At 67.0% G+C, this 21177-nt stretch carries 15 protein-coding genes and 6 pseudogenes; 3 read left to right on the top strand and 18 right to left on the bottom strand.

Going from position 1 to position 21177, the window contains the following annotated elements; genetic code table 11:
• Positions 1 to 17 precede the first annotated feature (17 nt).
• A pseudogene (locus AB0436_RS29325) lies at positions 18 to 497 on the bottom strand (transposase); the annotation flags it as partial.
• A 158-nt stretch (positions 498 to 655) separates the two neighbouring features.
• On the opposite strand from AB0436_RS29325, the gene AB0436_RS29330 reads away from it, so the two are divergent.
• The gene (locus tag AB0436_RS29330) at positions 656 to 1027 is read left to right on the top strand and encodes a hypothetical protein (protein ID WP_366470971.1); all 372 of its coding nucleotides are present in this window, start codon (positions 656 to 658) and stop codon (positions 1025 to 1027) included.
• An 82-nt stretch (positions 1028 to 1109) separates the two neighbouring features.
• On the opposite strand, the pseudogene AB0436_RS29335 reads toward AB0436_RS29330, so the two are convergent.
• Positions 1110 to 1895 (bottom strand): annotated as a pseudogene (locus AB0436_RS29335) (IS3 family transposase); the annotation flags it as partial.
• 96 nt (positions 1896 to 1991) lie between these two features.
• On the opposite strand from AB0436_RS29335, the pseudogene AB0436_RS29340 reads away from it, so the two are divergent.
• Positions 1992 to 2126: pseudogene (locus AB0436_RS29340) on the top strand (ATP-binding protein); the annotation flags it as partial.
• A gap of 54 nt (positions 2127 to 2180) precedes the next feature.
• On the opposite strand, the pseudogene AB0436_RS29345 reads toward AB0436_RS29340, so the two are convergent.
• The 4 genes and pseudogenes from AB0436_RS29345 to AB0436_RS29360 all read right to left on the bottom strand — a co-directional run.
• Positions 2181 to 2321 (bottom strand): annotated as a pseudogene (locus AB0436_RS29345) (transposase); the annotation flags it as partial.
• Positions 2322 to 2340: 19 nt separating this feature from the next.
• Entirely contained in the window at positions 2341 to 2550 is a 210-nt protein-coding gene (locus tag AB0436_RS29350) for a transposase (RefSeq protein WP_366470972.1), read from the bottom strand.
• Positions 2551 to 3372: 822 nt separating this feature from the next.
• Positions 3373 to 3531 carry a hypothetical protein gene (locus tag AB0436_RS29355; protein ID WP_366470973.1) on the bottom strand — a complete coding sequence of 53 codons (159 nt, stop codon included), beginning with the start codon at positions 3529 to 3531 and terminating at the stop codon, positions 3373 to 3375.
• A gap of 454 nt (positions 3532 to 3985) precedes the next feature.
• Positions 3986 to 4179: pseudogene (locus tag AB0436_RS29360) on the bottom strand (transposase); the annotation flags it as partial.
• Positions 4180 to 4887: 708 nt separating this feature from the next.
• Between AB0436_RS29360 and AB0436_RS29365 the strand changes: the two are divergent.
• Positions 4888 to 5172 (top strand): annotated as a pseudogene (locus tag AB0436_RS29365) (CocE/NonD family hydrolase C-terminal non-catalytic domain-containing protein); the annotation flags it as partial.
• 272 nt (positions 5173 to 5444) lie between these two features.
• Here the strand turns inward: AB0436_RS29365 and AB0436_RS29370 are convergent.
• From AB0436_RS29370 to AB0436_RS29425, 12 genes are all read right to left on the bottom strand, one after another.
• Positions 5445 to 6674 (bottom strand): MFS transporter, encoded by a 1230-nt coding sequence (locus AB0436_RS29370; RefSeq protein ID WP_366470974.1) that lies wholly within the window; start codon positions 6672 to 6674, stop codon positions 5445 to 5447.
• A gap of 86 nt (positions 6675 to 6760) precedes the next feature.
• Positions 6761 to 7282 (bottom strand): hypothetical protein, encoded by a 522-nt coding sequence (locus AB0436_RS29375; protein WP_366470990.1) that lies wholly within the window; start codon positions 7280 to 7282, stop codon positions 6761 to 6763.
• A 119-nt stretch (positions 7283 to 7401) separates the two neighbouring features.
• Positions 7402 to 8868, bottom strand: coding sequence for a Re/Si-specific NAD(P)(+) transhydrogenase subunit beta (pntB, locus tag AB0436_RS29380; protein WP_366470975.1), 1467 nt, complete (start codon positions 8866 to 8868; stop codon positions 7402 to 7404).
• Positions 8869 to 8874: 6 nt separating this feature from the next.
• Positions 8875 to 10434, bottom strand: a complete 1560-nt coding sequence (locus tag AB0436_RS29385) for a Re/Si-specific NAD(P)(+) transhydrogenase subunit alpha (protein ID WP_366470976.1) — start codon at positions 10432 to 10434, stop codon at positions 8875 to 8877.
• Between the two features lie 407 nt (positions 10435 to 10841).
• Positions 10842 to 11246: a nuclear transport factor 2 family protein gene (locus tag AB0436_RS29390; RefSeq protein WP_366470977.1), complete on the bottom strand. Its 405-nt coding sequence runs from the start codon at positions 11244 to 11246 to the stop codon at positions 10842 to 10844.
• Between the two features lie 277 nt (positions 11247 to 11523).
• The gene (locus AB0436_RS29395; RefSeq protein WP_366470978.1) at positions 11524 to 12540 is read right to left on the bottom strand and encodes a 3-keto-5-aminohexanoate cleavage protein; all 1017 of its coding nucleotides are present in this window, start codon (positions 12538 to 12540) and stop codon (positions 11524 to 11526) included.
• 61 nt (positions 12541 to 12601) lie between these two features.
• Entirely contained in the window at positions 12602 to 13750 is a 1149-nt protein-coding gene (locus tag AB0436_RS29400; protein WP_366470979.1) for a saccharopine dehydrogenase NADP-binding domain-containing protein, read from the bottom strand.
• A 107-nt stretch (positions 13751 to 13857) separates the two neighbouring features.
• Positions 13858 to 15630, bottom strand: coding sequence for a hydantoinase B/oxoprolinase family protein (locus AB0436_RS29405; protein WP_366470980.1), 1773 nt, complete (start codon positions 15628 to 15630; stop codon positions 13858 to 13860).
• Positions 15627 to 17711 carry a hydantoinase/oxoprolinase family protein gene (locus AB0436_RS29410; protein WP_366470981.1) on the bottom strand — a complete coding sequence of 695 codons (2085 nt, stop codon included), beginning with the start codon at positions 17709 to 17711 and terminating at the stop codon, positions 15627 to 15629. The genes AB0436_RS29405 and AB0436_RS29410 overlap by 4 nt, the downstream gene beginning before the upstream one ends.
• Positions 17712 to 17784: 73 nt before the next feature.
• The gene (locus AB0436_RS29415) at positions 17785 to 18990 is read right to left on the bottom strand and encodes a cytochrome P450 (protein ID WP_366470982.1); all 1206 of its coding nucleotides are present in this window, start codon (positions 18988 to 18990) and stop codon (positions 17785 to 17787) included.
• 45 nt (positions 18991 to 19035) lie between these two features.
• Positions 19036 to 19482, bottom strand: a complete 447-nt coding sequence (locus AB0436_RS29420; protein WP_366470983.1) for a flavodoxin domain-containing protein — start codon at positions 19480 to 19482, stop codon at positions 19036 to 19038.
• A gap of 59 nt (positions 19483 to 19541) precedes the next feature.
• Entirely contained in the window at positions 19542 to 20867 is a 1326-nt protein-coding gene (locus tag AB0436_RS29425; protein WP_366470984.1) for an FAD-dependent oxidoreductase, read from the bottom strand.
• Between the last annotated feature and the right edge of the window lie 310 nt (positions 20868 to 21177).

A 21177-nucleotide genomic window follows, 5' to 3' on the forward strand; every position in this document is an offset into this window, starting at 1 on the left:
CTCACGGTTCTAACTCATCAAGCGGCGGAAGCGAGTTCGATAGGGAAGGCGGTTCGTTCGTCGCATAGCTTGCGGTCCTGGAGGCAGTGGTTAATTGACCGAGCACGCGGTCGAGAGGTTTCTCTGGGCGGCAGCGCGCCAGTCTCCGTGGGCGCCGCGGCGCATTCGATAGTGGGCCTTGGCTCCGGCGAGGCGGTGATGAGGGAGAACGCCCAGCGGTAGCCGGCGTGGTTCAGTCGGTTGTTCTTCACCCACCGACGAGTGATGCTCGACTTCTTGCCAGAAGCCCTGGTGATGGGCGAGGAGCTGGCATATGCCTTCAGGTCGCGGGCGTCAGCGAATCGGGCGTAGTCGTCGCCGATCTCGGCTAGCACCCGGGCGCCGAGCTGGACGCCGAGGCGGGGGAAACTGGGGATGATCACAGTGTCCGCGTGATCAGGGAACACGTCCTCCAGCGCCTTGGCCAGGTTGTCGACAGCTGTGCAGGCGGCTTCCAGCATGCCGCAGGATCAGGCTCGTGGAGACAGTGGTGCAGTGGGTCCGCACGTCATGGACCAAGCAATCCCGCGGCGGGATTGGAGCCGCACGTCGGAACGCGACCCCGACGGCCTTTCCGCTGCCCCCTGACTCGCCACCCTTCATGCACGAGGTCCGGATGCGCGAAGCCGAAGACTTCCAGCCCCGGTCTGTGACGCACGACAACATGCCCGACTCCAGCACGGACGCCGGCGTGCTCTTGCGGGAAGTCGACGGACTGCTGCGGGTTCAGCTGGTCGAGACGCCATTCGGCATGCCGCGCAGATGGCGGCGTCCCCCGGCCGTTCGCCTCGCCCGCGGAGAGTGGCTTCGTTGGCAGATCAACTATCGCTTTACCAGTTCAAGCGGCGGCGAATGGACCTACCGTCTCGACACGCTCAACATCGTCCCCCGCATGGCCCGACCTCTTCCTCGGCACCCCCACCCGCTACGTCAACGAACTTGCCAGCCTGCGCTGACCCACCTGGCAGCAATGTCAGCAACGTTCTGACAGGTTCTGATTCTGACAGGTTCTGATGCAGCGTTGGGTGACAGGTTGACTTGCCCCACTGTTTGGGTTTCAGCCTCGGTGGCTAACTGGCGGCGAGGACGGTGTCGTTCTCGGAGAGTAGTTCGTACTCGATCGGCGTGCGGAAGCCCAGTGCTGAGTGGCGTCTCTGCCGGTTGTGGAAGATTTCGATGTACTCGAAGATCGCGTTGGTCAGTTCGACTCTGGGCTTCCACCGCTTGCGGTTGAGTAGCTCGATCTGCATGGAGGACCAGAAGCTCTCCATCATCGCGTTGTCCAGCCCGTCGCCGACCGTGCCGAAGGAGGGCAGGCCGGCAGAACGGATCTTGTCACCGAAGACCCAGGAGGTGAATTGAGTGCCGTGGTCGGCGTGGGCAATGCCGCCGGGTTCGGGTCGACGGTTGCGGATGGCCATGTCGAGGGCGTTGACCACGAGCGTGGAGTCCTGACGGGAGTCGATGGACCAGCCGACGATCCTGCGGCTGTAGGCGTCGAGTACCGCGGCACAGTAGAGCCACCCTTCCCGGGTCCGGTGCTGGGTGATGCCGGTGACCCATAGTTCGTTGGGCCGTAGCCGATGGAACTTCCGGTTGGCCAGGTCCTCGGCTGTGGCGACGCCACGCAGACGTCTAACCCGGGTGGGTCCGGACAGTCCGTAGATCCCGGCCTGCGTCATCAGGACCGAGACGGTCCGCTCGCACACCTTGATGTCCATGGCCATGGTGAGCTCGGCGTGGATCCTGCGGTAACCGTAGGTGCCTCGGGACGCGACGTGGACCTCGCGGATGAGGCCCGTCAGCCACTCGCGACGCAGCTGCGTGTGTGTGCTGGGGGTGCGCCAGAACTGGAACCTGAGAGGTAGGCCAGGTCAAGATGTCACCCGATCGTGCACCCCTCCCCCCTCACCTCGAATAAGGCCTTCAGCCCCAGATGAATGGAGCCAGGTTTCGGCGACGAGGTCCTCGCCACCGCGATCCTCGACCGCCTTCTCCACCACTGCGAAGTAGTCCCCATCAACGGGAACAGCTACCGCCTGAAGAACCGTCTCAAGGCCCTCGATCGGGAGACCGAAGTAGCCTGACACCTGGGGACGTTCGTCTGTACGCAACTTGGGAGCTAAGCCCGTACACCGACACTTGATCGATTCGGCGCGTTTGACCGTCTTTCCGACGTCGCGACGTGCGGCCCGCTGCTTCTTCCTCGAGCCGGGAGGCCGTCCCGGGCCCGGTCTGGACGGTTTCGGTGCCGCGGCTGGGCGAGCGGGAGGCTGTCGCACGGCTCCTGCCCGGTGAAGGTCAAGAGCGCTTCCTGGGCGTGTGATTGATGAGCTTGTTGAGGTTGTGCATGGTGCCGAGGAGCTTGATCTCGGCGTCCACCGCCGGGCGGCCGCGGTAGTTGAGGTGTCGTCTGAAGCGTTGGAAGATCTGGGCGGATCCTGGCTCGACCAGGGCGCTGCGTTGACGGTACTGGGCCCGTTCTGTTGGGGTGGCGAGGCGGGCCGCCATTTCCTGCTGGTCGGCAGGGGCCTGCTGACGTTTCGCTGGGAAACCTGCCTGGTCGGCATCGCTGGTGACCGAGACCAGTAGCGGGAGTCAGCGAGGGCCTCGAAGGACGCGGCGGGAGCGTACCCGCTGTCGGCGAGCCAGAGTTGGATGTCGCCGGGGAGCCGTGCGGCCTGGTGATTGTGCTGGGTCTTCTTCACCATCGGCAGGAGGGCCGTTCTGTCCGAGGGATTGTCGTGCGCTTCGATGGCCAGCACGAATTGACGGCGGGCGCACACGATCTGGATGTTGTATCCCTGCAGGTAGCCACCCGTGTTTGCCGGGAATCAGCCGGGAGTCGGGGTCGCTCAGGCAGGCACGGGACTCCGGGGAGGGGGCTGGTCGTGGTGTGCGGGCCCGCTCCAGCCAGGCTCGCATCTTCGCCAGTCGCGTTTGCTGGCGAACGAGGACGGTCTTATGTCCCATCGGGACCGGCGGCCGTCCGTTTGCTCCACGACGTCCTGCCGCCCGGTCCTCTTGGACGCGGAGCTCGTGCTTCTTCAGCTTCTCCTGGTGAGCCTCGGTCTCGGTGGCCAGGCGCTTCTCCGCGTGGGCCACCATCCGCTCGGCGGCTTCGACCTTGATCCGGATCTCGGTGGGTGAAGGCATAGCCCGTTCATGCAGTCTGTCCCTGGCCAAGCGGGCCCGGGTGAGCCGGTCGCACAGCCGGGACAGACGAGGCCAGTTGTCGCACGCGTCCTCGTCATCGCCCTGTTCCGCCGAGCCATCGGCCTCGATGCTCAGCGCGTGGTCGACTACATCCTCCATCAGCGCGTGTATCTCTTTCTAGCACTGGGAGATGGTCTCCTCCAGGCGCTGGAGTCGCTGGTCGGCGTCGCGTGATGCGTTCGCCTCCATCGGTGAGCCGTCCACGGCCACCGCCGAAAGATCGACCAGGTCACGTCGGCCGCACAGCAACAACACCTGCATGAACAGCGAGTTCAAGGCGGCACGGTGGCACCGTACGAACCGCGCGACGGTGGAGTGGTCCACTCGGCGGTTCGCGGTTACAATGCGGCAGCCCACGTCGTCCCAGCAAGCCTGCTCGATGCGACGGGAAGAACACACTCACTTGCTATAGCAGTACAGGAGCAACGCAATCACGCTCGCGGGGGGTAGGCCAGGCCACCCCGCCCCGCCCCGCCCATCGTCACGGTAGCTGTTCTCGAACGGCGATAAGTCAAGAACCTCAACGACGTCGAGCACCTTCCAGCACAGGTGCTCGGGCGGCAGCCACTCCCGCACATCCCGCGGCATCTCGAGATCACATTCACGGTCGCACGACAAGAAATTCCGTCCCACCAGCCAAGGCTCTGACGCCGTCCTGAACCTCGGAACCGAACAACGAATCGCTCTTGACCTTCACCGGGCAGGAGCCGTGCGACAGCCTCGCGGTAGTCGGGCGGATGTTGCGAAACCCCCGCCGCACCCGGGCGGGGGTGAGGCGGCGGGGCTCGGCGGGTCGTTCCCAGGGGTGGCGGAGGTCCTCGGCCAGTGGCCTGGCAAGGCGGAGTTGGGTGCGGGCAGCGATGACGAGCCAGGTCCACAGATCGGCGCCATCGGGGCAGTCCAGCCGAGCGTTTGCTTCAGAAGCTGTTGTCCTTTCGATCTTGAGTGCGATGCGATCGAAAATGGCCGTCGGGAGGACACTGGTCAGGCTCTATCACGAGCGCTGGGGTGCGACACGAAGTCGCACGAGATTGAGTGAATTACCTGGCGGGAGGATCGACTTGATGTCGACAGCGTAGCTCCGGGCCAGTGCTCAAGGCCCGTCCCCCACTTCGACATGCGTCACCGGTAACGGCGGGGTGGGAGGCGAAGCCCAAGGACACTCGTTCCATCCGGGAGTCACCGGCAAGGGGAAGACCGGACGGGTGAACGCAAGTGAACCCCTGATGATGCTCCGTAATCGTGACCCCCGCCGATGGGTTGTTCCAGCGGGGTGAAGGACGGTCAGCCGGGAGAGCATCGCGGTCCCGGAGTTTAGGGGGCACCCGCCCCGGTCGTATCTCACTCGTGCGGAACGTGGAAACCCCGTTGGGGTCCGGTGCCGAAAGGCGCCGGTCAGCCGACCGCAAGGAAGGCCCAACTCCCCAGCGGGAACAGGATGGCCCAAGAAGCGAACGCCGGTAGCCGAAAGGCAACGGGAACCCGGAGCAGATGATCAGCACCTCCCCTGGTCCCCCCGGACAACCGGCCGGATACGGGCGCTGCCCGGACCCGAAAGGGTGCTGACGTGGGCCAGATGAGCAAGTGAGGAATCGATGACCATCAGCACCGGTCACCGCACCGGGCGAGTTCACCGAGCACGCCGTCGACCTGTGGTCGACGAGCCATGTCTTCCTCGCCGGCCACCGCATACGCGTCCACATGACGTCCAGTAACTTCCCCCACGTGGACCGCGACCTCAACACCGGTGACTTCCTCGGCGGCGGAACGGACTCCCGTCCGCCCGGCAAGGAGATCACCCATGACGCCGTACGCCTGTCCCGCATGGTCCTGTCGGTCGTCCTCACGCCCAAAGATCGACGCAGGAAAACCGATCGACCTCGCGTGAGTCGACAGGCACGTGCCCGCCCCAACTGACCTACGTGACGCTCCCGAGACCCCCTCGAGGGTAAGAGCGCGCCCGGACCGGGTATGGCTGTCGGAACGCGTTCCGGCTCTGCCTGCCTCCGCACGTCGTTCTCGGATCCTGCCGCGGCGACCCGCTGGACGACACGTGTCGACGCAGGCAGGGACTGCCCCGCCCGTCCCGGCTGCAACGGCGGAGCCTCGGCAGGTGAACGAGGCAGTGTGACTGCGGTCTGCTGAACACTCCGCTTGGTGCCGGCCGTTCCCACCCCGGGGGGACAGGGTCACCGATGACGGATGTGCTCGGCCGCACCATCACGCCGGGGCGCCGGCCCCACGGGAGGCCGCCGGGGCTCGACCGCCGGGGCGATGAAGGCTGCGAAGGCGACAAACGCGAGGACCACCAGCATCGCGGCGCGCAGGCCGATGTGCTCACCCAGGAAGCCCAGCCCTGGTGGCCCGATGAGGAACGCGACGTAGCCGATGGTCGCGACGAGACTGACCCGGGCCGTCTCGTCGGAGCCCGACTCTCCCGCGGCGGAGAGCGCGAGGGGAAAACCGAGCGATGCACCCAGCCCCCACAGCAGCACGGAGACACCGGCCACGACCTCGTTGTCCGAGGCGATCACGAAGAGCAGACCGACTGCGCCGGCGATGGCGCTGACGCGCATGACCGCCGCACGGCCGAAGCGACGCAGGAAGAAAGAAGCGGCGAACCGTCCCAGGGTCATCGCGGCGGCGAACCCTGCGTAAACGAGTGAGCCCAGGGTGGCATCCATGCCGTGCCCATCGACCATGAGAAGCGGCAGCCAGTCGTTTGCCGACCCCTCGGCCAGCGCCATGGCCAGCACGATTCCACCGATGAGGACGAGGTTCCCGTCCCTCCACACCGCCGGGCGGGGGCCGGCGCCATGCCCCTTCGTCGACTCGTCGACGGTGGCGCGGCCGGTACCCGCCGGAACGGCGCGCAACGCGAAGAAGGAGATTGCGACAGCAAGAGCAGTGACCGCCGCAAGGTGCCAGTGGACCGGTACGCCAGCCGCCGTTGCGCCCATGCCCGCCCCGGCTCCGAGGACCGTGCCCAGGCTAAAGCATCCGTGCAGAGCGGGCATGGTCGCCACGCCGGATGTCCGCTCGATGTCCGTGGCATCGATGTTCGTGGCCACGTCGCTGGCACCCATACCGACGCCGAAGGCGCACAGTCCGGTAGTCACCATCGGTAAGGACACCATGAGACTGCCCGCACAGATCGTGGCCATCCCGAGGATGAGCAGCGCCGTGGCCCAGAAGATCACGGGTAGCGTCCCGGTTCGGGAAACCAGCCGACCGGAGGCGAGGATTCCCAGCATCGAGCCGAGCGACAGCCCGAACAGGACCAGGCCCATCTGAGCCGTGGAAACGGCCAGCGCATCCCGGATGGCGGGGGTGCGCGTCACCCACGAGGACATAGCGATACCGGCGAGCAGGAAGAGCAGAAACAGCGCCCGACGACGCCTGCGCACGGCCTGGTCCATGAAAATGCTTCTCCGTGATGGCGGGAGGCGGCAGCCCATACGCCGGGCGTCAGCTCCCACCCGGCTTGGACAACGTACACGCCAGGTCACGGCGGGAGGAAGCCCTTACCGAATGACGGAGATCCCAGTCCGCCGCGGCAGCGGCAGGTGCTGGAGTTAATGCCTTGCAGCTCATTGTCCTCGACGCGGATGGCCTTGTCGGCACCTACGGACAGCGCCTTGCGCAGCACGTCCTTGGCGTCCACCGGGCAGACCACGAGGTGGGCCAGCGCCGGTTCGTTGTCAACGCGGGCACGTTCCGCCAGCTCATGCGCTGGTGCGAGCAGTGGCCCGACCGCCGCTTCGCCGTCGAAGGCACCCGCGGCCTGGGCCGAACCCTTGCCCAACAGCTGGCTGCTGCGGGCGAGAACGTGGTGGACGGGCCCTCGACGCTGTCGGCCGGGCCCGGCTGCTGGCCACGTCTCGGGGTTGACGTTCTGATCGGCCGCGACATCCTTGAACGTCCGCCGGCGGGCCGCGGCTCGCCACAACGCCACCGCGTCGGACCGGAACTCCGCGTTGTCTTCGAGGGCCTTGCCATGCAGATCTACACCTTCCTGGACCAGCAAGATCCATTGTCAGGTGTGTCCACACGGCGGGGCCTCCTCAACCGGCCATGCCCCCGCAGCCGAACCACCGAGTCGGTCCTGCCGCTGTCGATGCGACGGTGAACCAACTCAGAACCAGATCACCGGCCGGCTGTCGTCGTATGACGCGTGGGCGGGGTCGCCTTGTGGCGGTCGTGCGTGCTGAGTGCGTGCAAGATGTCCTCGACGCTCTGTTTGGCGTCGCCGAAGAGCATGCTGCTGTTCTCACGGAAGAAGAGCGGGTTCTGCACGCCCGCGTAGCCGGAGGCCATGGAGCGCTTGAAGACGATGACCTGCTCCGCATCCCAGACCCGCAGCACCGGCATGCCGGCGATCGGGCTGCCCGGGTCCTCCGCCGACGCCGGGTTGACGGTGTCGTTCGCACCGATGACCAGCACGACTGAGGTGTCGGCGAAGTCGTCGTTGATTTCGTCCATTTCCAGGACGATGTCGTAGGGCACCTTCGCCTCGGCCAGCAGCACGTTCATATGCCCGGGCAGGCGCCCGGCGACGGGGTGGACGCCGAAGCAGACCTCGACGCCTCGCTCGCGCAGTTGTCGCGTCAGCTCCGCGACCGGGTGCTGGGCCTGGGCGACAGCCATACCGTAACCGGGGGTGATGATCACCGACCGGGCATGGGCGAGCATCTCGGCCGCCTCCGCGGCGCGCACCTCGCGGTGCTCGCCCTGCTCCTCCTCGCGGCCGGACGGCGCCTCGATGCCGAAACCGCCCGCGATGACGGACAGGAACGAGCGGTTCATCGCCTTGCACATGATGTACGACAGGTAGGCACCGGAGGAACCGACCAGTGCGCCCGTGACGATGAGCAGGTTGTTGTCGAGCAGGAAGCCCGCCGCGGCCGCCGCCCAGCCCGAGTAGCTGTTCAGCATGGAGACGACGACGGGCATGTCGCCACCCCCGATCGAGGCGACCAGGTGCCAGCCGAGGGCCAGCGCCACCACGGTCACCGTAATCATCAGCGGCAGGTTCGGGCTGATCGTGAACCAGAGGGTCAGCGCGGCGAATGCGCCGAGCGCACCGAGGTTCAGCGCGTTTTTGCCCGGCAGCAACAGCGGACGGGACTTGATGCGCGCGGAGAGCTTCAGGAACGCAACGATCGAGCCCGTGAAGGTGATGGCGCCGATGAAGATGCCGATGAACACCTCGGCGTGATGGATGCCCAGCAGGTCGGCGCCGATCCGGGTCCGCGCCGAGCCGTGCGACTCCACCTCCAGGTAGCTGTTCCAGCCGACCAGCACCGCGGCGAGGCCGACGAAGCTGTGCAGCACCGCGATCAGTTCGGGCATCTGCGTCATCTCGACGCGGCGGGCCCGCCACAGGCCGATCGCCGCGCCGAGCGCCATGGCCAGCACCATGAGGGTCGCCGCTCGGGCGGTGATGCTCTGCGCCGCCACCACGACCGTGGTGACCAGGGCGAGGGCCATCCCGGCAATGCCGTAGACAACGCCGGCGCGGGAGGTGCGGTGCTGAGACAGGCCGGCCAGGCTGAGGATGAACAACAGGGCGGCGACCAGGTCGGCCGCGTGGGAGGCTGTCAGGGAGGTCATCTCGGTTCAGCCCTTCGAGAACATCGAGAGCATGCGGCGGGTGACGGCGAAACCGCCGAAGATGTTGACGCTCGTCAGCAGGATCGCCGCGAAGGACAACGTGGTGACGATCCGGCCCTCGTGCCCGATCTGCAGCAGGGCGCCGAGCACGACAATTCCGGAGATCGCGTTGGTGACCGACATCAGCGGCGTGTGCAGCGCGTGGTGCACCTTGCCGATGACGTAGTAGCCGATCACCACCGCCAGAGCGAACACGGTGAATTTTCCGGCGAGTTGGGCGGGGGCGGCGGCCACCAGCAGGAACATCGCGAGCATGACGAGCCCGATCAGGCCGAAGCGCCGCGCAGGCGTCAGCTTCGGTTGCTTGGGCTCAGCGGGCGCTGCCGCGGGCTGCGCGGCGGGCGCGGCGGGCGCGGCCGAGACTGCGACGGGCGGCGGCGGCCACGTGACGTGGCCGTCCAGCACCACGGTCACGGCCCGCTGCACGATGTCGTCGAAGTCGATCGCCAGCTGCCCCTTCTTGCCGGGCGTGAGCAGCTTGAGCAAATTGACCAGGTTCGTGCCGAACAGCTGCGAGGCCTGGGCGGGCAGCCTGGAGGCGAGGTCGGTGTAGCCGATGATGGTGACGCCGTTGTCCGTGACCACCGCGCGCCCCGGCACGGTGCCCTCGACGTTGCCGCCCTGGACGGCCGCCATGTCGACGATGACGCTGCCCGGCTTCATGACGGCCACGTCCACGGCCGTCAGCAGACGCGGCGCCGGCCGGCCCGGGATGAGTGCGGTGGTGATCACGATGTCCACGTCCCCAGCCTGCTCGTGGTAGAGCTCGGCGGCGGCACGGTCGTAGTCAGCGGAGGTCGCCTTGGCGTAGCCGTCGGTGCTCTTCTCCTGGGCGACGTGCACTGGGAGGTACTCGCCGCCCAGCGACTTCACCTGGTCCGCGGCCTCGGGCCGCGGGTCGGTGGCACGCACGATCGCGCCGAGGCTGGAGGCGGCGCCGATCGCCGCCAGACCAGCCACACCGGCGCCGGCCACCAGCACCTTGGCCGGCAGTACCTTGCCCGCCGCGGTGACTTGGCCGGTGAAGAACCGCCCGAAGACGTGAGCCGCCTCGATGACCGCCCGGTACCCGGCGATGTTCGCCATCGACGACAGCACATCCATCGACTGCGCGCGCGAGATGCGCGGCACCGCGTCCAGCGCCACAGCAGTCACCCCGGCATCGGCGAGCGTCTGAAGCAGCTCGGGCCTTTGTGCCGGGGCCAGCAGGGCGGCCACGGTCGCGTCTTTCCCCAGCCGGGTGATCTCCGCGTGGGAGGGGGAGTTCACTTTCAAAACAACATCCGTGTCCCATGCCTCGCCGATCTCCGCGCCGGCATCGAGGTAGGCCTGGTCGCTGAAGCCAGAGGCCGCGCCGGCCTCGGACTCCACCACGACCTCGTAACCGAGGCCCAGCAGCTGACGCACGGTCGCCGGGGTCGCCGCGACACGCGTCTCCCCGGAGACGGACTCGGCCACGACGCCGATGCGCTGGGGCGGGTGGTGTGCGGGTTCATGTACAGACATGTCTCGTGTTCTCTCCTCACAGGAGGGTTTGACGGGCTATCCACGATCAACGGATGCCCATCGGGCTGGCTCGGCCCTGTGGACGCAGGCAGCAGGAACCTACCCGTCAGAGTCGCCCTCGCCGATGGGCATGGCGGTGAGGTGTTTCCTCGGCGGTCGCTACGCCGCTGTTCGTCCGCAGCGCGTCCGAAGACAGGAAGGAGCGGGACCTCGCGACTGCGCCTCCGAGCGCATGCACCCCTCCTTTGGCCGCAGGCGCCGCCCTGGCCAACCGCCGTCACCGTCACCGTCATCGCATGCAGTGTCCGGGCGTCACCCCGGACGATCGCGCACTACTTCCTCGTGACCTGTAGTCACGGACTCGGCTGCCCGCGCCGGGGGCCTCCCAGAGCAATGTGGTGCTCTGTTCAGGACAAGTCGCCGAAGAAGGCGTCCACCTCCGGCTGATTCATGTCGGAGAAGTAGCACTCGACGATCTTGCCTCCGGCGACCTTGTAGTAGCCCAGGCGCTCCGTCGTGACCGACTTCTCTCCACGGGCCCAGGTCTCGCGGACCAATAGCAGCACACCGTCGTCCCCCACGAGGAGGGTGTCGTTTCCGTTCACCTCCCACACGTCCGTGTAGTCGGCGACTCGGCCCACCCAGTCACGTACGAACGAGTCGCGGCCGGTGTAGACGCCCGCCAGAGGGCCGTTGCCGCCCATGTGAACTACGAGGTCGTCCGCGAAAAAGGCTATGCCAGCTTCCTGGTCACCACGCTCCCAGGCTTCGTGGTACGCCTTCAGAAGGCTCAGGGTGCTCTCGACAGTCATCGTCTCTCCTCGTGTTGAAAATGTGTGTTTCCAGAATTCAGTGCTGCCGAGGCTTGCCCCTCTGCGGGCTTACGCCGGGGCCCGGTTCGCCGCCGGGGATGGACGACCGTAGCCAGGAGCTGGTAGGTGAACACCGGTTGGCGCTGCCCGTGCCCAGCGATTGCGCCAGCTGCGCTGGTCAGGGCGGATGCGGGCGCAGCGGTGCTGCACCCGCATCCACGGAACCATCAGTCAGCTCACTCCGCCCGGCCCTCGAGCGGCGCGTTGCCGCGGTGGCTCAGACTTTGGCGTTCCGCTCGGGGAGGCCGAGCATGGCGCGGTACTCCGCCTGCGTCGCGACCGGACGCCCCACCACCTGGGAGATCATCTGACCGATCTGGAGGGCCTGCAGGTTGCTCTCCACTCGATCGTCGCGATGCGGCCAGAGCAGGTACGTGTCCTCCATGCCCACACGGATGTGCAGACCCATGAGAGCGGCCAGTGTCGCCACGTGGGTCGAGGCCCGTCCCGCCGCGCACACCATGATGAAGGCGTCGGGGTCGACGTCCTTGATCGCCGCCACCGTCCGCGTAAGGCCCTCGATCATCTGGCGCGGGTTCTCCATTGGGCTGCAGCCCGGGAGCGCGGGGAGGACGAGCCAGGCCGCGCCCTTCTCGATGAGCCCGCTCTTGAACAGGAACCGGTCGGCATTGGAGACGTCGGCGTCGGTGTACACCGCGATCTCGGGCTTTGCCCCGGCCTCGTTGATCAGCCGGACCTTCTCGATCATGAGCGGTGCTGGCTTCACGAACAGCGAGTCACCGATGTAGGTGGCGGTGGTGTTGATCGGGGCGGCGTCGAGCACGCCGGACTCGAGCACCTCCTTCATCAGGTCCCACTCCCCGTTGAGGGCCGGCACCAGGCAGCCGTCGACGGCCAGTTCCGGGAACTCGTCGCGGAGCGGCTTGATCACCTGCCGGAAGCGGTCGGGCGACAGGACGTTGTAGCCGTCGTCGTCACGGACGTGGATGTGCACCGTGCTGGCGCCGGCCCGGGCGACCTCGCGGGCCGCGTCGAGGATCGCGCCCGGGGTCAGCGGCTGATTGGGGTTCTGGTCGTGCCGGAAGAAGGCGCCGGTAATGGCCACCGAGACGACGAGCTTCTCCGGGATGTCCCACGGCGTGGAGATCGGGGCGTCGTGGAAGGCGGACCGCTCGAGGTCCAGGACGGTCGGGATGCCGTAGGGGCGCCAGATCATCTTCTCCTGCTCGCGGGCGACACCCTTGGATACACGGTCCCAGTCGATATTCGTCATGTTCTGTTCCTTTTCTTTCGTATGTCACAGCGCGCCTTGAGGGCGCGCTCGCGGTGGCTTCTCAGCTAGTCGCGGCCTGTGCCGTAAGGAGGTCGCGGATGCGGACGTGTTCCACGATCTCCCCGTTCTTGGTCCGGTAGGCGGTCATCCCACCGCCGCCCGCCGATACGTCGCGCAGCGCCGAGAAGAAGTCGGCCGGGTTCAGCACTTCCGGTGAGACGACGCCCGGGCCGGCTACGTGCCCCTGCAGCGCGATCAAGGCGCCCGCTGCGGCGGGGGTCCCGGTTGCGTCCTCCTGGTTGGTGCGTCCGCCGGCAAGGAACGCGATGCCTTCGCTGCCGACCTGCACGTCGACGATGAGGCCGGAGCCCACGGGCTCGCGGTCGGCGTGCTCAGCGCGCGCGGTCTCGAATATCGTGTGCATCGCCTTCGTGCGTTCGGCACCGGAAGGCAGGCGCGAGATCACCCAGCCCAGGTGCGTGAAGTCCTCCGGGATGAGTCCTCCCTTGTTCGTCGCCTTCGTCACCCGCGTGAACCGGGGCAGGGTGAGCACCTCCGGGTGACTCAAGGTCACTACGAGCTGCTCCCCCACCGGCTCAGGGAAGGCCACCCGCTGCGGCTCGAAGTCCTCCCACGCCGGCGACCCGCCCGCGCCGGGGATCGCGGTGCTGAAGGAGTGGGCGAAGTGGGGAACCACGGCGCCGACCATGTCGGTGGCGTCGACGCACCAGGTGATGGCGGCGCTCGCGTCACCCTCCGGCAGCGAGTCGAGTGCGAGCCGCACCAGGACGTTGGTGGTCCCTGGCGCGGATCCCATGCCGATCAGCGCGGTGACGCCGGCTGCCTTGGCCGCGTCGTCCCGCTGCAGCAGCAACTCCGTGGCGTCCGCGTCGTCACAGATGTCGACATAGTCGGTGCTGGCGGCGACCGCAGCGTCCAGGATCACCGGCCCCAAGGTGTAGTAGGGGCCCGTACAGTTCACCACCAAGTCCGCGCCCCTGAGTACCTGGTGCAGCTTCTCTGGCTCGGCCAGGAGATCGAACTGCGCACGCTGGACCTCCTGTGTGCCGGCGTCGAGGACCAGGCCGTCGGGGAATGCGCGGTCGCAACAGATCAGGCGCAGCTCGGCCGCTGACCGGCCCAGGCCGCGGAGCAGTCCGGACGCCTGTGCACCGGCCGCGCCCAGCACCACTACGGTGGGTTTGCTCATGTACCTTCCTCCAGTTAGAAACTAATGAATGTTCATCGCATTGAGGTCGAGGGATGCCCGGGCCGCTGTCCCACGCCCGGGAAGCGCGCAGCAGTGTGCCGGCGGCGTCAGCAGACGGCGAGCTCGGCGCGTCGCCTTGCTGTCGCCTCGACGTCGACGACAAGGCCGTCTTCCGTGGTGGTGAACGCGACGCCGTAGATGCGCGTCGCGTGTTCGAGGGTCTCCCAGCCGTCGAGGACGTCGTCGAGCACCAGGTGCGGGTCGCGCTTCAGCGGTGAGCCGTATCCCCCGCCGGATGCGTCGAAGCCGTGGATGGTCTCGCCGGGCTGCAGCACGATCGTGGCTGTGTTGGGCAGACGGGTGCGGGTTCCGTCGGCCGCCTCCAGCCATGCCTCGGCCGTACGCCCGTCGCCGCCGCCTGCGACACCCACCGAGGGGTTGACCTGCCCGTCGCAGGGGTAGATGACGGTGATCGGGTCGGCCTTGGGGGTGTAAGCCAGCTCGAAGGACGGGCCTCCACGGAACTTGCCCGCACCGGCGGTGTCAGCGACCAGACGCAGGTGCTGGTAGCGGATCGGCATCTTGATCTCGCCGATCTCCACCGAGTCGCGGTACATCAGCCCGCTAACGCACGGCACGCCATAGGTGACCCAGCCATCCGCGTAGGCGCTGCCGGGGCCGCCGTTCGCGGTCACGCACAACTGGTTGACGAACGGCTCACCGGTGCGGCGGTCCTGGCCGGAGAGCACCGCGTAGCCGACACCCACGCCCACGGCTCCCTCTGCGATGCCGTAGGGCTCTCCCAGCTGCGCGAACGCGGCTCCCACGCAGTTGATCAGCCGGTCCGTGATGTTGGTGGTGGCCAGCGAGCAGCTGTGCGGGAAGCGGGGCTTTCCGACCGCAGAGCCGTCGTTCATGTCGATGAGCACGCGCCGGAACGCGCCGGAGTTCTTCGGAACTCTGGCGGGGATGGCGTTGAAGATGCCTCCGAAGACCGCGGCTCGGGTGGTGGCCTCGGTCATGTTCAGGCCGCAGTCGACGTTGGGAGCGTTCTCGGTGAGGTCGACGTGGATCAGGCCCTCCTCGGGCTTGATCTCGATCTTCACGCCGATCTCCAGCCCCTCGGGTAGATACGGCTGGAAGGCGTCGTGCCGACCGGTGTTGTGGAGCGTGGCAGCGGGCAGGTCCTCGATGGCCTTGGCCATCATCTTCTCGCTGTAGTCCAGCCAGTCGCGCATGAACCGCTTGATCGGGTCGACGCCGTACTTGCCGACGAGTTCCTTCAGTCGGCGTTCCGCGATCCGGGCCGCGCCGATCTCCGCGAGGTAGTCGCCATACCACTGCGAGGGGACCCGGATACGGGTCTGGCACATGCGGATGACGTCGTCGATGTCCTTGTAGTCGGACTGCACCTTGACCGTCGGGAAGATCAGGGCGCCCTCTTCGTAGACGTCCTTGGCCGCGGCGTGGTAAGTCGTCGGGATCGAGTTGCCGACATCGGCCTGGTGGGCCTTGGCCACGGCGGTGAACAGGTGCTCGCCCTCGACGAAGACCGGGACGAGGATCGTGTGGTCGGCGGAGTGCGAGTTGCCGATGTACGGGTTGTTGTCGAGGAAGGCGTCGCCCTCGCGCAGTTCGGGGTGGGCGGCGCGCATAGCCTGGGCCTGCAGTTGGGCGCCGACGATGTGCACCGGCAGGCCTTCCGCGGCCGCGAGCAGTTCGTCGTCGGCGGTGACGATCGCGCAGGAGAAGTCACGGGCGCTGTTGATGACCGCTGAGCGGGCCGAGCGCAGCAGCGTGTTGGTCATCTCCCGGACGATGCCGTCGACCTTGTTCGCGATCACGGCCGTACGGACGGCGTCGAATCCGTTGTCGTTCATGGTGAGACCTCGCCATCGATGTGGAGCAGGTAGTTGCCGGTGTCGCTGACCTCGGCAGCCATGCCGGGGTAGACGACCAGGGTGGTCGTGGGCTCCTCCACGATCGCGGGGCCGTTCACGTAGATGCCGGGGAGCAGGTCGGCCGGCTTGTAGACGGGCGTGTCGACCGTCCCCGCCTCGCCGAAGAAGCAGGTGCGGGTGGAGCTGGGCCGGCCGACGCTCCGGGTGCTCACCGGGTAGTCGCGGGTCGCTCGGGGCAGCCGGACCGTGACGCGGGCGCTCCAGTTGAGGAACTCGACGGCCGATCCGGGGTCGCGCACGGCGAGGATGCGCTCATGCAGGTCGTGGAAGGCCTCGAACAGGCGGGCCCGGTCCTCGTCGGGACCGACGCGCCGTACGGGCAGGGGAACGTCGATGGTCCAGATCTGGCTCTTGTAGCGGGCTTCGACGCCGAACTCGACGGAATGGTCGGGGTAGGTGTCGGCGAACCGTGCGGCGAACGCACCGAGCTTCGCCTCCAGGCCCTCCAGTACCTGGTCGACCGCCGCCGCCGCGAAGGCGTCCGAGGAGGTGAGGAAGGCCGCCGCCTCCTCCTTGACGATGTCGGCGAAGTGCATGCCGGATGCCGAGAGGGCCGAGGCTACCTTCGGCAGGACTACACGCTGGGTGCCGAGCTCCCCCGCGATCTGCATGATGTTGATGCCCGCCGCGCCGCCGCCGGCGACCAGTGTGCTGTCCTGCGGGTTGAGGCCCTGGGCGATGGTGATCTCGTGGACCGCCTTCACCATCGACTCGCTGGCGAGGGAGAGGATGCCCCACGCCGTCTCCGGCACCGACAGGCCGAGGGTGGCTGCCAGCTTGCCGATCGCGGCCTCGGCGGCAGCGACGTCGAGCTTCATCCGCCCGCCGAGGAAGTACTCGGGGTCGAAGTAGCCGAGGACGCAGGCCGCGTCGGATAGCGTCGGCTCCGTGCCGCCGCTTCCGTAGCATGCCGGGCCCGGCTCGGACCCCGCCGACTGCGGGCCCACGCGCAGGAGCCCGCCCTCGTCGACCCATGCGATCGACCCGCCGCCGGCGCCGATCGAGCGGATGTCGACGGACGATATGCCCAGGAGGTCGCCTTCCCACTCGGGACCGATCCAGGTGTCCCGGGAGTGGACCACAGCCGCGTCGCGGGAAAGTCCGACGTCGAACGTTGTGCCACCGGTGTCGCAGACGATCATGTCGCCGCCGAGGCCTTCGGCGAGGGAGTAGTTGAGACCGGCCAGAGGCGCCATCGACGGGCCGCTCTTCGCCGTCTCGATCGGGCTCGCGATGACCTCATCGATGTTCATGACACCGCCCATGCTGGTCGAGACCAGAATGGCACCCTGGTAGCCGAATTCGCGAAGATCCTCCTCCAGTTGCTGGAAGTGCTGCTGCATCAGCGGCTTGAGAGAGGCGTCGATCGCCGCGGCCGAGGTGCGCCGGTACTCGCGGATGATCGGGGCAATTTGGTGCGAGAGGGTGACAGGAATTCCGGGGACGAGTTCCGCGATGAGTTCGGCGACGCGCCGCTCGTGTACGGGATTGACAACGGACCACAGGAACGAGACGGCGATCGCCTCGAATCCTTGCTCCCGCACCGACGCGAGGGTCTCGGCGAGGTGTGCCTCATCCAGCTCGGTGACGACAGCCCCCTCGGAGTCGATCCGCTCTCGCACCCCGAAGGTGTGCCTCCGCGGGACGTAGGGCTTCGGGTAGGGGACGGAGAAGTCGTAGCCGTCCTGCTTGCCGCCCTCCTTCAGCACTAGAACGTCCTCGAAGCCGGCCGTCGTGAGCAGCGCGGTCTTCGCGACGTTCCGCGTCACGATGGCGTTCGTCGCGCGGGTGGTGCCGTAGATGAAGAGATCAGTCTCGGCCAGGACCTGCTGAGCGGTCAGGCCGATCTCGCCAGCGGCGGCCTCCAGTGCCTTGGACAGCCCCCGGAAAACCCGGTCGTGCGTGGTCAGCGACTTACCGATCACCTGCTGCGACGCGGCATCCTGGATGACCACGTCGATGAATGTTCCGCCCGTATCGGCGGAGACCTGATACCCCATCGGATTCTCCTGGTGGTTCTTGGCTGGCGTGAAGCGAGGCGGGTCCTGCCGCCACGGCGGCCCGGCCCGTGGATTAGGACAGGCGAATGGTCAGGCCCTCGCAGTTGCGATGGCGGTCTGAGTGCACCCATACCGGATCGCCGACAACGTCGATCCGCTCGTAGCGCTCCGCGACCACGTCCAGCACCGCCCGCGCGACGGCGCGTCCGAAAGCCTGGCCGGCGCAGTTGTGGGTGCCAACACCGAAGGCCAGCGCCATGCTGGCTTCCTTGGGCCGCAGGTAGTTGAAGGTGTCCGGGTCGGTGAAGACGTCCGGGTCCCGCAGTGCGGCGCCCAGGATGAAGCGGACGCGTGTGTCCGCGGGGATCTCAACTCCTCGGATCTCGATGGGCTCCGTGGTGAAGCGGTCGAGGGCGACCTCGGGCAGCGACCTGCGGATGGCCTCGTTGATGATCGCCTCTCGGCTGGCCGGATCGACCCGGTAGGCCTGGAACACCTCGGGGTGGTCAGCGAGGTCGATCAGGGTGCTCGCCATGACGTGCCCGGGGTTGTGGGCGGCCGAGCCCCACAGGATCTGGATTGACTCCTTGAGTTCACGCTCGGTGAGACGGCCCTCGTCGGCGGCGTTGATCATCTGGTCGAGGAGCATGCCGTCGCCCGGCTCCTGCCGCTTTCGCTCGATGAGCCTCTCGGCCTGGAACATCATGTAGCCGAAGCCCTCGTGACCACTGGTCACTTCCTGCTGCGACGGATCCCAACCCATCGACATCATTGTGAGGTTCGTCGCGTGAATGTACGGGAAACCGTCCTCTCGCGGCACCCCCAATGCGTGTCCCATCGCGTCCTGAGCAGGCTGGACTCCGAGCGCTCGGTGCGCCTCGAGCAGGCCGTCGGGGCCTATGCCGTCTAGCGCTGCGCTCGCACTCTCAGCCGCGGTACCCGCCCAGGTCTGCACCATCTTGGGGGTCAGCGAGCCGGCGAAGGTACGGCGGATGCGCCGATGCCGCTCCCCTTCGGTCAGCAGGACCGAATTGAGGTTGGCCGCCCAGGGACTGTCACCCATCCCCTCCGGCGGAGCCGCGACCAGGGACGGGTGCTTGGCATAGCGCATCACGTCGGCGTGCTTGCTGACGATGAAGCTTCCGTCCCGCAGCTTCAGGAGAGGAAACTCGTCGAGCAACCGGTCGAACCACGGCCAGGGTGCCCGAACGAACTCCGGGTCATCGAAGGGGAGAAGTTCTTCGTCCGGCGGTTGCGCGGTCAGCGTTTGCTGCTGCATCTCCTGCTCGTTTCTCGTCGGGGGTGGCGGGTGTGAGGACGGCCATCAGAGGGCGCCGAGCACCCCAGCCGCCCAGGCGACCGCGACGTCCGTCAGCGACTCGCCGCTGGCAGCGTCGTGCCGCCCGGTCTCGCCGACCTGCTGCGCGCCGAGCGCGCGCAAGTCCGCGGAGAGGACCGCGATGGCGTTGTTGTAGGTGTCGTAAGTGCTGTCGCCCAGCCCGAACGCGGCGAACCTGAGGCCTGACAGATCGGGACGCGCCGCGAGCAGCGCCTCCTGGAAGGGCGCCGTGGTGTCGGGGAGCTCCCCCTCGCCGTACGTCGAGGTGATCACAACGACGGTGCCGGCCTCATACAGCTCCGTCGCGTCATAAAGAGCCATGGCGATGACTTCGGCCTTCGCACCGGCAGCGTTGAAGGTCTCGGCGATGTCGTCCGCCACCAGCTCGGCGTTTCCAGACTCTGTGCCGTACAGAACCTTGATGGTGTCCATCAGTGGATTTCTCCTCACCTTTCGGTTGTGCCGTTCTTCTTCCGGGAGCTCTCCCGATTTCAGGTGTTGGCCATGGAGGCCTGGGCCAGAGCGACCATTTCGACGAGGTCGGTCATCTTGCGGCGACAGCGGCCCGGCGCCGTCTGCTTCCGTTCGAACTCGTCAATCACGCGCCAGGCGGAAAAGCTTGTCGGGGCCGCTTTCAGATCCGGCAGGAGCGCCGGCAATCCCGGCTCACGGCCGGGTACGATTCGTCCGCGGGCGAAATCGTCCAGTATCTTCCTGGCGACGCTCTGGGCATGCTTCCGGTTCTCGGCGAGATTTCCCTGCGCCCCGTTTTCGACCCATCCGACCCGGTAAACGTGAGCTCCTGACCACGTTGCGTCCGGTGTGCCGGCACGCTGATCCGAGTCCTGGCAGAAGCCTATTGCCGTGATAACCGTGTCTGCGGAAAACGATCTCACCGCCCCGGACCTACGACACCGCACGTCGAGACTGGTCATTTGGTCCGCGTGACGGATACGAACGGGAATCGCTTCGAAATGGATTGTGACTTCAGTTCTGAAGCGATCCCCCGCCGACGTACCGCCATGGGCCAACGGAGCCGGAATGCCGTTCTCCTGCCCGAACTCTCGAAGCAGGTCGGCCACCGCTCCGCGATCGGAGTCATGCAGGTTTTCGGTGCGGATTTTCGCACCCTGGACCTGACACAGCTCACGGATCATCGCCAGGTCGAACTTCGCGTCGCCGACGGACGACCGACCCATGAGGCGCACCGACCGGAGCGGCTCGGGCCGCAGCAGCTCAAGAGCGCGATCGTCAATGTCGGAGCCGACGAGTTCTTCCGGCCGCTTGGTCAGCAGGCGCACTGTGTCCATCGCGACGTTTCCATGACCGACCACCACGATGTCCCGACCAAGAGGAGCGATGGCCCCACCGAGCGGAGCGCCGTGCTGGCCGAGCCTGGCCGGGAAGCCGTTAAGCGCGCGCAGCAACTGACCAGCCCCGACGACCCGAGCCGAGTCGTCCTGAGGGATGGGCAGCCGGCGGTCCTCCGGCATGCCGGTGGCGATGACCACGACATCAAATGCCCGGGCCACAGCCTCGAAGCTCACGTCGTGACCGACCCTCACGTTGCCGACAAACGTCGCATGACCCCGTTCGAAGATTCGGTCGAACTGTTGCGCAACGGCCTTGATGCCCTGATGGTCAGCCGCCACTCCATAGCGGACCAGCCCATAAGGGACAGGGAGTGACTCGAAGATGCAGATCCGCGCCTCGGGCACCCCCTTGCTCAGGAAGTGCGCCGCGTAGCAGCCGGACGGACCGCTGCCGATCACGGCCACAGTCGGGCTCGAGCGCTCGGGAGTGAGATGGGGGATCAACGCTGGCCTCCTCGTGGACCAGGCGCCCCGGCGGACGCATGGTGGCCGGCTGCGATCAGCCGGGGCAAGAGGCGGTCCGACTATCTCCTGGTCGGAGAACCCGCCCGCTTGCTTACTAACGTAAGTTAGCCATCTCTTCATGTCTTGGCTAGAGGTCTCGGCAGGAAATCTCTCGACGGCTGGGATGCCGGGGTCCGGACAGGCGGGAACACGACCTAGCTGTATTGATCACGAGCGTTGTTGACAGTCGTGGGCCTTGAACATGGCGAAGACCTCCGATGTGGTGGAGCTGTCTAGGAACGCACCACAC

Origin of the sequence: Streptomyces sp. NPDC051322, from assembly GCF_040689485.1 — a bacterium.
Taxonomy (GTDB): Bacteria; Actinomycetota; Actinomycetes; order Streptomycetales; family Streptomycetaceae; genus Streptomyces.

Bases quoted from the DNA above. Each gene is read 5' to 3' on its own strand.
- pntB (WP_366470975.1), bottom strand. From the start codon at position 8,868: ATGACCTCCCTGACAGCCTCCCACGCGGCCGACCTGGTCGCCGCCCTG.
- AB0436_RS29415 (WP_366470982.1), bottom strand. From the start codon at position 18,990: ATGCAGCAGCAAACGCTGACCGCGCAACCGCCGGACGAAGAACTTCTC.
- AB0436_RS29390 (WP_366470977.1), bottom strand. From the start codon at position 11,246: ATGACTGTCGAGAGCACCCTGAGCCTTCTGAAGGCGTACCACGAAGCC.
- AB0436_RS29400 (WP_366470979.1), bottom strand. From the start codon at position 13,750: ATGAGCAAACCCACCGTAGTGGTGCTGGGCGCGGCCGGTGCACAGGCG.
- AB0436_RS29405 (WP_366470980.1), bottom strand. From the start codon at position 15,630: ATGAACGACAACGGATTCGACGCCGTCCGTACGGCCGTGATCGCGAAC.
- AB0436_RS29420 (WP_366470983.1), bottom strand. From the start codon at position 19,482: ATGGACACCATCAAGGTTCTGTACGGCACAGAGTCTGGAAACGCCGAG.
- AB0436_RS29330 (WP_366470971.1), top strand. From the start codon at position 656: ATGCGCGAAGCCGAAGACTTCCAGCCCCGGTCTGTGACGCACGACAAC.
- AB0436_RS29370 (WP_366470974.1), bottom strand. From the start codon at position 6,674: ATGGACCAGGCCGTGCGCAGGCGTCGTCGGGCGCTGTTTCTGCTCTTC.
- AB0436_RS29350 (WP_366470972.1), bottom strand. From the start codon at position 2,550: ATGGCGGCCCGCCTCGCCACCCCAACAGAACGGGCCCAGTACCGTCAA.
- AB0436_RS29385 (WP_366470976.1), bottom strand. From the start codon at position 10,434: ATGTCTGTACATGAACCCGCACACCACCCGCCCCAGCGCATCGGCGTC.
- AB0436_RS29395 (WP_366470978.1), bottom strand. From the start codon at position 12,540: ATGACGAATATCGACTGGGACCGTGTATCCAAGGGTGTCGCCCGCGAG.
- AB0436_RS29410 (WP_366470981.1), bottom strand. From the start codon at position 17,711: ATGGGGTATCAGGTCTCCGCCGATACGGGCGGAACATTCATCGACGTG.